Here is a 12,789-nt window from a genome sequence, read left to right as displayed (position 1 = left end):
TTTAACTAATGTTTCAATTGCTCAGGAAGGCCGATCTCGTAGGCTAAAATTAAACCCAGGTTGGTTGGCCTGTGTGTAATGGTTGTTAGTACCCGCACTGAATTGGTAAATACGATCGCCTTCGGCACGATAACTGGCTCTCCCCGCTCACTAATAATTTGAGTTGAACGCCGCAAAATCTTTTCAACAGTACCTTCAAAGCCTTCTACAATTATCCGATCGCCCAATTGCAACGGTTCGTGCAACAGCAACAATATTTCCCCTAAAAAGTATTTGAAGATGTCTTGGAACGCGAAACTAATCCCTACTCAACCAAGTCATAACAAACCAATGATATCTGCCGGACGCCAAGCCGGAAACGCAATCAGGCAGGCGCTCAAACTGCCCACAGCCCAAGTGAGAGTGTCAAATAATTCAAGAATGCCACGCTAACACAAAAGATTGAGATCCATCGGCCGACAGGAATGTTTGACTCTCACTGTGGCGGTGACTCCATCGACTCGTTCGCTAATCATTAAAACACAATCAAAATTTAAGATGAGCAGCGCCGACCCCGATCGAGTAAAATCACAGCACTTGCCCGCCGATGACTTAATCTGCTAAAACTAACAAAGTTTGATGATTTCTGAGAAATAACATACATGGTTGCTACATCCGTCAAGATTAAACACGAAGTCAAAGACTTGTCCCTCGCCCCCTTGGGAAAGCAACGCATCGAGTGGGCCGGCCGGGAAATGCCCGTTTTGCGGCAAATTCAAGAACGCTTCGCTAAAGAAAAGCCTTTCGCTGGCATTCGCTTGGCTGCTTGCTGCCACGTAACCACAGAAACCGCTCATTTGGCGATCGCCATCAAACTCGGCGGTGGCGACGCCGTACTGATCGCCAGCAACCCCTTGAGCACTCAAGATGACGTAGCGGCTTGCTTAGTTCAAGACTACGGCATTTCCGTCTTCGCCCTCAAAGGAGAAGACGCGGCTACCTACGAACGTCACGTCTACACAGCCCTAGACCACCGCCCCAATATTATCATCGACGACGGCAGCGACGTGGTAGCCGCACTAATCCAGCACCGCCCGAACCAAATTTCCGACTTAATCGGAACTACCGAAGAAACTACCACAGGCATCGTGCGCCTGCGGGCCATGTTGAAAGACGGCGTGCTGACTTTCCCCGCAATGAACGTCAACGACGCCGACACCAAGCACTTCTTTGACAACCGCTACGGCACCGGTCAATCTACCCTAGACGGCATTATCCGCGCTACCAATATTTTGTTAGCCGGTAAAAATATTGTGGTTGCAGGTTATGGTTGGTGCGGCAAAGGCACGGCACTGCGCGCCCGTGGTATGGGTGCTAACGTAATTGTCACCGAAATCGATCCGATTCGGGCGATCGAAGCAGTGATGGACGGTTTCCGCGTCATGCCGATGGACGAAGCAGCAACAGTCGGAGATATATTCATTACCGTTACGGGTAACAAACACGTCATTCGTGCCGAACATTTCGAGACAATGAAAGACGGCGCAATTGTTTGCAATTCCGGTCACTTCGACATTGAAATTGACCTCAAATCTCTCGGCGCAAAAAGCACCGACGTGAAAACAGTCCGGTCTTTCACTCAAGAATATCACCTCAATAATGGCAAATCGATTATTGTGTTGGGCGAAGGCCGTTTGATCAACTTGGCAGCAGCCGAAGGACACCCCAGCGCCGTGATGGATATGAGCTTTGCTAACCAAGCTTTAGCCTGCGAATATCTGGTTACGAACAAAGGCAAACTAGAGCCTGGTATTCACTCAATTCCCGTAGAAGTTGACAAAGAAATTGCCCGTCTCAAATTGGAAGCAATGGGTATTCATATTGATACCTTGACTGCCGAACAAATTGAGTACACAAACTCTTGGACTTCGGGAACTTAATCATCGTTTATCGTTCCCCGGCTGTGCCGGGGAATGAATACAAGGAGGCTCTGCCTCCCTCATAGGGAGTCGAGGCAGAGCCTCTAGATATGTGTTCCCAGGCACAGCCGGGGAACGAGCAATGACTAATGACTAATGACTACTGACTTCTTCTTACCAAATTAGTGAATCAAAATGGTTGAATGGATAACTAACACAATGCAGTCGATGGGCTATCTCGGAATAGGGCTGTTGATGTTTTTAGAAAATCTTTTCCCTCCCATACCCTCAGAATTGATTATGCCGCTGGCAGGATTCACGGTATTCCAGAACAGAATGGAGTTTTCACCGGCGATCGCAGCAGGAGTAATCGGTACAGTTCTGGGGGCGCTTCCCTGGTACTATGCTGGTAAATTATTGAGCGAAGAACGCTTGAGAAATTTAGCCGACAAATACGGTAAGTGGATCACAGTATCGGGCGCCGATATTGACAAAGCAAATAGATGGTTTAACAGACACGGCAACAAAGCCGTGTTTTTGTGTCGCCTAGTACCCGGAGTTCGCACCCTAATTTCCCTGCCCGCTGGCATCAATAATATGCCTTTAATTCCTTTTTTACTATACTCAACAGGAGGCACTCTTTTATGGGTAAGTTTCCTGACTTTTGCCGGATATAAACTAGGAGAAAATTATACACTTGTAGAGGATTATCTGGGCCCGGTTTCCAAAATAGTTGTGGTGATTATAGTCATCTGGTGTATTTTGTGGATTGTGAAGAAGAATATGCAAAAAGAATAAAATCCTAGATAAATGCAGACATCCCCAAAAACATCTGCGTTTATCTGCGTTTATCTGCTGTTAAAAATCAATTTATCAAAAATTCATACAAATATTTAGGATTGATTGAGGTTTAGGCAGACAATCGTGGCAAAATAGGGAACATTCCTATCCCCACTGTTAAGATATGTACGAAAAGATTGTCGCCCCAACAACAGGTTCTAAAATTACTTTCAAAGACGGTTCGCCGATCGTCCCCAATGACCCGATTATTCCCTTCATTCGCGGCGACGGTACCGGCGTTGACTTGTGGCCTGCATCCCAGAAAGTCATGGATGCTGCGGTAGAAAAGGCTTACGGTGGCGATCGAAAAATCAACTGGTTTAAAATCTATGTAGGCGACGAAGCCTGCGATGTCTACGGTACTTACCAATATCTGCCCCAGGATTCCTTAGACGCCATCAAAGAATACGGAGTCGCCATCAAAGGGCCACTGACAACCCCAATCGGGGGCGGCATTCGATCGCTAAACGTAGCTTTGCGGCAAATCTTTGACCTTTACGCCTGCGTGCGACCCTGCAAATATTATGCTGGAACACCATCGCTACACAAAACTCCTGAACTCCTAGATGTAATTATTTACCGGGAAAATACAGAAGATATTTACCTCGGAATTGAATGGGCCAAAGGCAGCGAAATCGGCAAAAAATTGATTGAATTCCTCAATAATGAGTTAATTCCAGCAACACCAGAACATGGCAAAAAACAAATTCGCCTTGATTCGGGAATCGGAATTAAACCCATTAGCAAAACAGGTTCTCAGCGTTTAGTACGGCGCGCCATTACCCACGCTTTGCGGTTGCCAAAAGAAAAGCAGCAAGTAACTTTGGTGCACAAAGGTAACATCATGAAATATACCGAAGGAGCTTTCCGAGATTGGGGTTACGAATTAGCAACCACCGAATTTCGCGCTCAGTGCGTAACGGAAAGAGAGTCTTGGATTCTGGGCAACAAAGAAAAAAATCCCGACATTAGCTTAGAAGATAATGCTCGCCAAATTGATCCGGGATACGATGCTTTGACCCCAGAAAAACAAGCCAAAATTCGTCAAGAAGTCGCCGACGTTCTGTTTGCAATTTGGGAGACTCACGGCAGCGGTCAGTGGAAAGAAAAAATCATGGTCAACGACCGAATTGCTGACAGTATTTTTCAACAAATTCAAACCCGACCGGCCGAGTATTCGATTTTGGCGACAATGAATCTGAACGGGGATTATTTATCCGATGCGGCCGCCGCCATTGTAGGTGGATTGGGCATGGGCCCCGGTGCGAATATTGGTGATGAATGTGCAGTTTTTGAGGCGACTCACGGCACTGCACCTAAACACGCTGGTTTGGATAAAGTCAATCCTGGTTCCCTGATTTTGTCTGGGGTGATGATGTTAGAATACATGGGATGGCAGGAAGCAGCAGACTTGATTAAGAAGGGTTTGGGAGCGGCAATTTCTAACGGTGAAGTTACTTACGATTTGGCGAGGTTGATGGAACCCCCGGTTCCTGAGTTGAAGTGTTCGGAGTTTGCTGAGGCGATTATTAAGCATTTCGCGGATTGAGTTTGAGGGCTTTTTTTGAACGGGCTAGAAGCCCGTTCCACAACCAGTAAACTTGCTTTATGGGCCGTTGCTCCTAGCCGGCCCGCTGTTTATTCAGAACTGGCTAGAAGCCTGTTCCACAAAAGTCAACTTGCTTGTGGGCCATTGCTCCTAGCCCGCCCGCTGTTTATTAAGAACGGGCTTCTAGCCCGTTCCACAAAAGTCAATTTGCTTGTGACCCGTTGCTCCTAGCCCTCCCGAAAATACAATTTAGATGCGGGGTTTATAATGATGGAACAGCCATTCCGCGCTCAACTGCTGGACGGTTCTGCAAGGTTTCTACCCAACGTTTGAGGTGGGGGTGGTTGTCGAGGGTTAATCCTTGAAATTCGTAAATAGCAACCCAGGGATAGGTAGCAATGTCGGCTATAGAATAGTCGCCGCAGATGTATTCATATTTTGCTAGTTGAGTGTCTAATACTCCGTAGAGGCGCAAGGTTTCTTTTTCGTAGCGCCCAATCGCATAGGGAATTTGTTCGGGTGCAAAGCGTTTGAAGTGGTTTAGCTGACCAAACATCGGGCCGACGCTGGCCATTTGAAACATCAGCCACTCTATAACTTGAAAGTATTTTTGTTTGTCTGTGGGAAGAAATTTGCCGCTTTTTTCGGCAAGATAGATTAGAATAGCGCCGGACTCGAAGACGGTGATGCCGTTATCTCGATCGACTATCGCCGGAATTTTGCTGTTGGGGTTGATTGCGATGAATTCTGGGCTAAATTGGTCGTTTTTGGTGATGTCGATGACGTGCACGTTGTAGGGTAAACCTATTTCTTCGAGCATGATCGAGACTTTGCGACCGTTCGGTGTGGTAAAAGTGTAGAGGTCAATCATAGTTGTGATGTTAAGGTGAAAGTTGGCAAGGCAGGAAATAACCCGATATACTATCACAATTTGGACGAGAATTGCAGATTTTCGATCTATTGTGTTAAAATTATATTCTAATAATATAAGAATAACGATCGCTCGAAATGGACATTATTGAAATTCTCAAAGACGATTATCAAAGATTTCCCGATAATCAGACTTACAGCATCTATGCAAAAGATGTTTATTTTGAAGACCCGGTGAATCGATTTACAGGAGTCGATCGCTACCGCAAAATGATCGGGTTTATGGGGACTTTTTTTCAGGATGTAAATCTCGATTTGCACGGGATTTCGCAGTCGGGAGATACTATAGAAACTCGCTGGACTCTGAGCTGGATCGCACCGCTACCTTGGAAACCGAAAATGGCGATCGCCGGTAGGAGCGAACTGAAAGTCAACAGCGACGGTTTAATTGTTTCTCACATCGATTACTGGGACTGTTCGCGGTTGGATGTGCTCAAACAGCTTGTATTTCCTGTGAAAACTAATGTTTGAGAATTTTTCTTAGGTTTTTTAGCAATAAAAAATAGTGTTTCAAGAGCGAGAGCCCTTTTTTAAGCGCAGATATTAACAGATAAACACAGATGAACGCTGAGGGATTTTTATGCGTCGCAATTGATATTTGAAATAAATAATTTTAACTTATCTTGACATGGCCGCAATTTTGTGAAACACCGGAAATGTGCGTTGTCAGGTGGCTGCTTGTCGCCCCAATTAATTCCCCTAGCAAATTAATTTTTGTTACATAACGTTACAATATAAGAGTAAACTACTTTCAGGCGAGCTAAACAATCAATGCGCTTAATATTAATGACTGGAAAAGGCGGCGTCGGCAAAACCTCCGTAGCCGCTGCGACTGGGCTGCGATGTGCCGAATTGGGATACAAAACCCTAGTGCTGAGTACAGATCCGGCTCACTCCTTAGCCGACAGCTTTGACATGGAACTCGGACACGATTCGCGGCTGGTGAAACCGAATTTGTGGGGAGCCGAATTAGACGCTCTCAGGGAATTAGAAGGCAATTGGGGAGCAGTTAAGCGCTACATTACTCAAGTTTTGCGTGCCCAGGGGCTCGAAGGCGTGCAAGCTGAAGAATTAGCCATCTTGCCAGGAATGGATGAAATCTTCGGTTTAGTGCGAATGAAGCGGCATTACGACGAAGGCGAATTTGATGTTTTAATTATCGATTCTGCCCCAACTGGCACTGCATTGAGACTGCTAAGTTTGCCGGAGGTTGGCGGCTGGTACATGAGAAAATTTTACAAGCCACTGCAAGGCATATCAGCCGCCCTTCGGCCTTTAGTGGAACCTATTTTTAGACCAATTGCGGGTTTTTCTTTACCAGACAAAGAGGTGATGGATGCACCTTACGAATTTTACGAACAAATCGAAGCTTTGGAAAAGGTTTTAACTGATAATACTGTTACTTCGGTAAGGTTAGTTACTAATCCCGAAAAAATGGTAATTAAAGAGTCTCTGCGCGCTCATGCCTATTTGAGTTTGTACAATGTAGCCACTGATTTAGTAGTAGCTAACCGGATTATTCCCGCAGAAGTAACTGACCCATTTTTTAAACGTTGGAAAGAAAGCCAGGAGCAGTACCGTCAGGAAATTCACTCAGATTTCATGCCACTGCCCGTTAAGGAAGTGCCACTTTATTCTGAAGAAATGTGCGGTTTGGCAGCTTTGGAACGGTTGAAAGAAACGCTTTACAAAGACGAAGATCCAAGTCAAGTTTATTACAAAGAAAATACGATTAAAATCGTGCAGGAAAACAATCAATATAGTCTTGAACTGTATTTGCCCGGAATTGCTAAGGATCAGATCCAGTTGAGCAAAACTGGAGATGAGTTGAATGTTCGGATTGGGAATCACCGCCGTAATTTGGTGTTGCCGCAAGCTTTAGCGGCCCTGCAACCTTCCGGGGCGAAGATGGAGGATGATTATTTGAAGATTAAGTTTGCTTAATTTAACAAAACTTAGGCAGGCACAATATAAATAGTTTGCCTGTCTAAGTCCTGTATTTTTAGCTTAGTCGTTCTAGAGACTACTTAACTAAGGCAAACACCTGAACTCAAGGCTATTTTAGATTTCACTCAGCCAAGTAACCAATCAGTTTTAGCAAGTTCATTTCACCCACTTCATTGGTGTTCCCCATATTCCATTTTTGAAGAAGCGATCGCCACTTTGGACAAACCCTACTTTTTGGTAAAAGCCTACTGCCGCATCAGATGAGTTAACCGTAATTTCCTCAATATCGTTGCTGCATCGAGTGAATAGTTCTCTACCGATTCCTTGCCCACCAAATTCTCTTCGGACGAACAACAATGACAGATGATTTCCTCTCCGAAATGCAATAAAACCAACAATAATCCCATTCCACGTAGCGACTAGCGTTTTCTCGCTACTCAAAATTCTGGCTCTTAATTCTTCTATGTCAGAAATTTTTTTCCATTCAGCAACACTTTCTGGTGTTCCATCTGTGAGTTCCCATAGATCCGCAGCAGCCCACATACAAGCACTGATTTGGTGTTCATCCCCAGGTTCTGGATGTCTATAGGTAATTGCATTCATCGTTGTGATCCGAGTGCTGAGAGTAGTCAAGGTTGAAACGGTGTACCCTGATGAAAGCGAAGTACCCAACCGCTTGCCGTTCGCGACCAAATAGAGCTTCTGTGTGTATGTTCAACAACGCCGTCATAAATAAATGCACTGTCATAGGTAACCTGAACAATGTTCTCATCGAGCAGGCGAATGTGAAATTCAGGTAGCGGAAAGATGACATCTATTGATGAAGGCTCTGCCACAAGTGTATCTTGTCTTTGCCAGACACGTCCAGAACGTCCAAATTCAAAGAAGTCCGGTGCGAGGAGTTCATTCATGCGCTGCTTGTCAAGGCGAGTTTCTTGACGCCATAGCTCTTGCTCTAGGCATTCGAGGGTGTCTCTGTCTTCGCTGCTGATTTCCACAACTATCACTCCAACTAAACCTAAAAATATCACAATTTTGTCCGCTCCAATGATTTGTTATGCCCGATCTCTTAACAATTATTTATGCTCGTGCGATCGCTAATAACTTCTCTGGAATCAAGAACGAATCAACCGATACATCGATGACTATTCCTCCTCTCTTAAAGACATAACTTCCCCTCCCTCTTCTTTCCCATCCTCTGTGCTCTCTGTGTCCTCTGCGGTTCGTTCACTCTTTCCTGCATTAATCTCAATTTTTCGCGCCTGACGTTCCGACGCATTTGTTTGCAGCATTTTCAACCTTTCTGGGTCAGCATTCGATCGCCAAAACAACTTATAATCCTTAATTTATACACAGTTTCGCATCATCGCCATCATTTCCAGCAAAAGTAATTGGTTCATTAGGTAGTAAAGGATGAACCCATCTTGTATGGCTGCCTTTTGCCGAACGATAAGTAAACCCAGCTTTTAGCAGCAAGCTTTTGAGTTATCGAACCTTTTTGGGCATAAGCAGACATTAAAATTGTGCCAACGTGACGGAAATACTTTAATCGTATTCCCGAAAGTAGGGTTTGTCCAAACGTACCCTACTACATAAAATTGAATTAATTTAAGCATCAATTAGGCTAAACAATCACATTTTCTACCAGTTTTAAGAACAGGCAAGATGCTTGTTCCACAACACATGAATAATTAGCTTGTGGGGTGGGCTTATAGCCCGCCCTGAAAGGATTATTGAAAAATTAGCAAAACATTAATCCAAACGTCCGCATTTAGCCTAAAATTAAAAATACTGACTAGCCAACAATGCCCTATGTTTGAAGCCCTCGCCGATCGACTCGAATCCACCTGGAAAAAACTGCGCGGACAGAATAAAATCTCCGAGTCCAACATTCAAGACGCCCTCAAAGAAGTCCGCCGCGCCCTCCTGGAAGCCGATGTCAACCTCCAAGTCGTCAAAAACTTCATCGGAGAGGTAGCGGCAAAAGCACAAGGCGCAGAAGTAGTTTCAGGCGTCCGTCCCGACCAACAATTCATTAAAATAGTCCACGACGAACTCGTCCGCGTCATGGGCGAAACCAACGTACCCCTAGCCACCGCAGACTCCGGGCCCACAGTTGTCCTGATGGCTGGTTTGCAAGGAACCGGGAAAACCACAGCTACCGCCAAACTAGCGCTGCACCTCCGCAAGCAAAATCGTACCGCACTGCTAGTGGCAACCGACATTTATCGACCTGCCGCGATCGACCAATTGCTGACTCTCGGCAAACAAATCGACGTACCAGTATTTGAATTAGGCAAAGATATTGACCCCGTAGAAATAGCCCGCCAAGGCATCGAACACGGCAAACAAATTGGCATTGATACCATCATCGTCGATACAGCAGGTCGCCTGCAAATCGACCAAGACATGATGGCAGAATTGGCCCGCATCAAACAAACAGTACAACCCCACGAAACGCTGTTAGTTGTTGATGCCATGACCGGCCAAGAAGCAGCAAATTTAACCCGCACCTTTCACGAACAAATCGGCATTACCGGCGCAATTTTAACCAAATTAGACGGCGACAGCCGCGGCGGTGCAGCCTTATCCGTGCGGCAAATATCCGGCGCGCCGATTAAATTTGTCGGCGTCGGCGAAAAAGTGGAAGCCTTGCAACCATTTTATCCCGATCGCATGGCATCCAGAATACTCGGCATGGGCGATGTCTTGACGCTAGTAGAAAAAGCGCAAGAAGAATTCGACATCGCCGATGCCGAGAAAATGCAAGAGAAAATGCTTACGGCAAAGTTCGACTTTACCGACTTTCTCAAACAAACCAGACTGCTAAAAAATATGGGTTCCCTCGGCGGCATCCTGAAAATGATTCCGGGGATGAACAAACTCTCAGACGAACAAATGCGGCAGGGAGAAGTGCAGCTAAAACGCACCGAAGCCATGATTAATTCGATGACAGTTGAAGAACGCCGCAACCCCGAACTTTTAGCAAGTTCTCCATCCCGCCGCCGCCGCATCGGCAAAGGCGCAGGCTACGCTGAAAACGACGTAACTAAGCTGGTCAGCGATTTCCAGAAAATGCGTACAATGATGCAGCAAATGAGTCAAGGCAACTTCGCCGGCATGGGAGGAATGCCGGGAATGCCGGGAATGGGTGGCCCCGGAATGCAGCCCGGTTCCCGTGGGTATATGGGTGCCCAGCAGAAGAAGAAAAAGAAAAAAGATAAGCCTAAAAAAGGTTTCGGACAGTTGTAGAAAACGGGCGGGGGTTTCACTAATAATTGCCTAAAACCCCTAATCTCGTAAACTCGCCCCCACAGCTAGATTGCACCATGAGCAAAAATTTGTAGGGCGGGTTTCACCAACAATAATGGCCAAAAACCAATAATCTCGTAAACCCGCCCCACCCAGCCCAAGATTCCTTTATTAGTATTGGTGGAATATGTAAGAAATATCAAACTTTAACTCTTTTCTTGTTGCTGGGGTAACAACCAGGCTGAAACAAACAGGGAGTAAGGATTGAGCCAATCCGCTGCTCAAAAAAGATAGGCAGCAAAATTGTTATACGCTTGCCTATCCCAAAAATTATGATACCAACATTCTCCCGCATTCCTGAGAGAAAAAAAACTAACGTTAGCTCAGTTTAAGCTGATTGAAATCTTGTTACCCGTGATACAATCCGAAAAACAAATCTGATGAGAACGGCTCTCCCGCGTATTTCCCTCTCTAATTACCAGCGAAAGTCGGCGACGTAAGTTACAAAGATTTTTGGATTTGCCAAACTTAACTATTTCATTAATTTGGTTCCCATTCATTACTTATTGCAATACTCCGGACTGTTTTTAAAGAGGGATGCGAGGCCTTCGGCAAGCAACGCTTACGCAATAAAGCACAGAAGCGAAAAAAGTGAGTGCAATCTCAATTTAAAATGAACCGAAAAAAAGGCGCTCTTTTACCAATAGTTCGGACAGTTTTTATATAGCCCAATGGCTTATGCTCGCTTGACTTTGAGCTACTGTGGATAATTAAATCAATGTCAGCTCCATCCCTGACGCGACATTTAATTTGACTTTTTTATGATCCTTGCCCCGCGTAAGCTTGTAGTATCGTTCCCAAAACTGTGCGGAGTATGGGTAGCTGATAATTTCAAAAATACTATGGAAGTTGTTTTTGACGAATATTTGCCCAAATGGAATTATCGAGCCGTACCTCAACCTGAGTAATTGATTAAGTTATTTATTTTTCATTCCTAAGTCCCGTATTTGTAACTCCCCGCAAATGGGGATTTCCCCGCTGTGTCGGCAAAGAGCTATCCTGGCCCATCTGGCAGCCCGGAAATGCTTTACATAGTGGAGCTTATGGGATACTAGAACCCCTGCCGGATGCTCCTAAAATAGACCACTCAGAAGTAGATTTAATGCTCGTACCCGCTGTAGGCTGCGATGTTCGTGGCTATCGCTTGGGCTACGGCGGCGGCTATTACGACAGAATGCTCAGTTTAGCTGAGTGGGAATCAAAAAGTACGATCGCCACAATCTTTGAATTTGCCTTGCTGGCCCAACTACCAGTTGACTCCTGGGACAAACCGCTGCACGGAATTTGCACAGAGAGCGATTTGACAATCGTACAGCAAAAATCAAAAAGGTCGATCGAGCAATAAATTTTCAGAAATTATCCCTAGATCCATGTTTATATATATTCTATTTAGGACTTGCACAAGTCTTTTTGAATCTAGAATCTAAAACCTAAAATCTAAAATACTATGGCCCAGCGCTACGTTCGAGTTAAAACAACACAAGGACACATCCATTACGGTTTACTGCAACTGGGCCACAGCGTTCAAGTATTTGATGCACCGCCCTGGTTAAAAGGACAACCAACCGATTTGGAACTTTCACCAGATACTTACCAAATTCTCGCCCCGTGTTCTCCCTCAAAAATTGTAGCCGTAGGAAAAAATTATGTCGATCACGCCGCCGAGATGGGAACCCCTGTACCGGAAGAACCCCTGCTGTTTTTCAAGCCTCCGAGTGCTGTCATCCCTGCAGGTGCAGCGATTCGCTATCCGCAGCAGTCGGAAAGGGTAGACTACGAGGGAGAATTAGCCTTGGTAATTGGCGAACATTGTACCAACTGCACTCCCGAACAAGCACACAGCAAAATTTGGGGCTATACTATCGCCAATGACGTAACAGCTAGAGATTTGCAAAAGCGGGACAACCAGTGGGCCAGGGCCAAAGGGTTCGATACTTTTTGTCCCTTGGGGCCTTGGATTGTCCGCGAACTGAGTCCTGCTGCACAATTGCAGACTTTTGTCAATGAGAGCGAGCGACCGGTACAGTCATCCCAGATCGATCGCATGGTATTTTCCCCAGACTATCTCGTCTCCTACATCAGTCAAATAATGACCCTAATTCCCGGCGATGTGATACTGACGGGAACGCCGCAAGGAGTAGGGCCGCTACAAATAGGCGATCGAGTCCGCATCGAAATTGAAGGCATCGGCAGTCTTGAAAATACAGTAGTTATTGGTAATTAGTAATTAGTAATTGGTAATTGGTAATTGGTAATTATCACCAACAACTAACCACTGTCAACTGTCAACTGCCAACTGCCAACTGCCAACTG

The 12,789-nt window shown here is 45.5% G+C and carries 14 protein-coding genes; 8 read left to right on the top strand and 6 right to left on the bottom strand.

The window, feature by feature from the left end; genetic code table 11:
• Positions 1–5: 5 nt before the first annotated feature.
• Positions 6–281, bottom strand: coding sequence for a mechanosensitive ion channel domain-containing protein (locus NDI35_RS23850; RefSeq protein ID WP_445314898.1), 276 nt, complete (start codon positions 279–281; stop codon positions 6–8).
• A 360-nt stretch (positions 282–641) separates the two neighbouring features.
• On the opposite strand from NDI35_RS23850, the gene ahcY reads away from it, so the two are divergent.
• From ahcY to NDI35_RS23835, 3 genes are all read left to right on the top strand, one after another.
• Positions 642–1,919: an adenosylhomocysteinase gene (gene ahcY, locus NDI35_RS23845; protein WP_333035008.1), complete on the top strand. Its 1,278-nt coding sequence runs from the start codon at positions 642–644 to the stop codon at positions 1,917–1,919.
• Positions 1,920–2,093: 174 nt separating this feature from the next.
• Complete coding sequence (locus tag NDI35_RS23840) at positions 2,094–2,696, top strand: DedA family protein (protein WP_333291967.1); 603 nt, start codon at positions 2,094–2,096, stop codon at positions 2,694–2,696.
• 166 nt (positions 2,697–2,862) lie between these two features.
• Positions 2,863–4,287 carry an NADP-dependent isocitrate dehydrogenase gene (locus tag NDI35_RS23835; RefSeq protein ID WP_445314877.1) on the top strand — a complete coding sequence of 475 codons (1,425 nt, stop codon included), beginning with the start codon at positions 2,863–2,865 and terminating at the stop codon, positions 4,285–4,287.
• A gap of 262 nt (positions 4,288–4,549) precedes the next feature.
• Here the strand turns inward: NDI35_RS23835 and NDI35_RS23830 are convergent, their stop codons facing one another.
• Positions 4,550–5,158 (bottom strand): glutathione S-transferase N-terminal domain-containing protein, encoded by a 609-nt coding sequence (locus NDI35_RS23830; protein WP_445314876.1) that lies wholly within the window; start codon positions 5,156–5,158, stop codon positions 4,550–4,552.
• Between the two features lie 137 nt (positions 5,159–5,295).
• On the opposite strand from NDI35_RS23830, the gene NDI35_RS23825 reads away from it, so the two are divergent.
• Positions 5,296–5,688 carry a C6orf136 family protein gene (locus tag NDI35_RS23825; protein WP_445314875.1) on the top strand — a complete coding sequence of 131 codons (393 nt, stop codon included), beginning with the start codon at positions 5,296–5,298 and terminating at the stop codon, positions 5,686–5,688.
• A gap of 300 nt (positions 5,689–5,988) precedes the next feature.
• Entirely contained in the window at positions 5,989–7,161 is a 1,173-nt protein-coding gene (locus NDI35_RS23820; RefSeq protein ID WP_172188640.1) for a TRC40/GET3/ArsA family transport-energizing ATPase, read from the top strand.
• A 159-nt stretch (positions 7,162–7,320) separates the two neighbouring features.
• On the opposite strand, the gene NDI35_RS23815 is transcribed toward NDI35_RS23820, so the two are convergent.
• From NDI35_RS23815 to NDI35_RS23800, 4 genes are all read right to left on the bottom strand, one after another.
• Positions 7,321–7,767, bottom strand: a complete 447-nt coding sequence (locus tag NDI35_RS23815; RefSeq protein WP_445314874.1) for a GNAT family N-acetyltransferase — start codon at positions 7,765–7,767, stop codon at positions 7,321–7,323.
• Positions 7,768–7,793: 26 nt separating this feature from the next.
• Entirely contained in the window at positions 7,794–8,195 is a 402-nt protein-coding gene (locus tag NDI35_RS23810; RefSeq protein ID WP_445314873.1) for a nuclear transport factor 2 family protein, read from the bottom strand.
• 114 nt (positions 8,196–8,309) lie between these two features.
• Positions 8,310–8,495: a hypothetical protein gene (locus tag NDI35_RS23805; protein WP_445314872.1), complete on the bottom strand. Its 186-nt coding sequence runs from the start codon at positions 8,493–8,495 to the stop codon at positions 8,310–8,312.
• A 10-nt stretch (positions 8,496–8,505) separates the two neighbouring features.
• Entirely contained in the window at positions 8,506–8,640 is a 135-nt protein-coding gene (locus tag NDI35_RS23800) for a type II toxin-antitoxin system HicA family toxin (protein WP_445314871.1), read from the bottom strand.
• A 336-nt stretch (positions 8,641–8,976) separates the two neighbouring features.
• Here NDI35_RS23800 and ffh point away from each other — a divergent pair, with 336 nt between their 5' ends.
• The 3 genes from ffh (at position 8,977) to NDI35_RS23785 (ending at position 12,700) form a co-directional block, all read left to right on the top strand.
• Entirely contained in the window at positions 8,977–10,416 is a 1,440-nt protein-coding gene (gene ffh, locus NDI35_RS23795) for a signal recognition particle protein (protein WP_445314870.1), read from the top strand.
• Between the two features lie 979 nt (positions 10,417–11,395).
• Complete coding sequence (locus tag NDI35_RS23790) at positions 11,396–11,821, top strand: 5-formyltetrahydrofolate cyclo-ligase (protein WP_445314897.1); 426 nt, start codon at positions 11,396–11,398, stop codon at positions 11,819–11,821.
• Between the two features lie 102 nt (positions 11,822–11,923).
• The gene (locus NDI35_RS23785) at positions 11,924–12,700 is read left to right on the top strand and encodes a fumarylacetoacetate hydrolase family protein (RefSeq protein ID WP_445314869.1); all 777 of its coding nucleotides are present in this window, start codon (positions 11,924–11,926) and stop codon (positions 12,698–12,700) included.
• The last annotated feature ends 89 nt before the right edge of the window (positions 12,701–12,789 follow it).

Source organism: Microcoleus vaginatus FACHB-2002, from assembly GCF_040004035.1.
Classification (GTDB): Bacteria; Cyanobacteriota; Cyanobacteriia; order Cyanobacteriales; family Microcoleaceae; genus Microcoleus; species Microcoleus vaginatus_C.
The sequence above is the reverse complement of the archived record's forward strand: the minus strand, read 5'-3'. Positions and strand labels throughout refer to the sequence as shown.

Coding starts and splice junctions, on each gene's coding strand:
- ffh (WP_445314870.1), top strand. CDS start 8,977: ATGTTTGAAGCCCTCGCCGATCGACTCGAATCCACCTGGAAAAAACTG.
- NDI35_RS23830 (WP_445314876.1), bottom strand. CDS start 5,158: ATGATTGACCTCTACACTTTTACCACACCGAACGGTCGCAAAGTCTCG.
- NDI35_RS23825 (WP_445314875.1), top strand. CDS start 5,296: ATGGACATTATTGAAATTCTCAAAGACGATTATCAAAGATTTCCCGAT.
- NDI35_RS23815 (WP_445314874.1), bottom strand. CDS start 7,767: ATGAATGCAATTACCTATAGACATCCAGAACCTGGGGATGAACACCAA.
- ahcY (WP_333035008.1), top strand. CDS start 642: ATGGTTGCTACATCCGTCAAGATTAAACACGAAGTCAAAGACTTGTCC.
- NDI35_RS23785 (WP_445314869.1), top strand. CDS start 11,924: ATGGCCCAGCGCTACGTTCGAGTTAAAACAACACAAGGACACATCCAT.
- NDI35_RS23820 (WP_172188640.1), top strand. CDS start 5,989: ATGCGCTTAATATTAATGACTGGAAAAGGCGGCGTCGGCAAAACCTCC.
- NDI35_RS23835 (WP_445314877.1), top strand. CDS start 2,863: ATGTACGAAAAGATTGTCGCCCCAACAACAGGTTCTAAAATTACTTTC.
- NDI35_RS23840 (WP_333291967.1), top strand. CDS start 2,094: ATGGTTGAATGGATAACTAACACAATGCAGTCGATGGGCTATCTCGGA.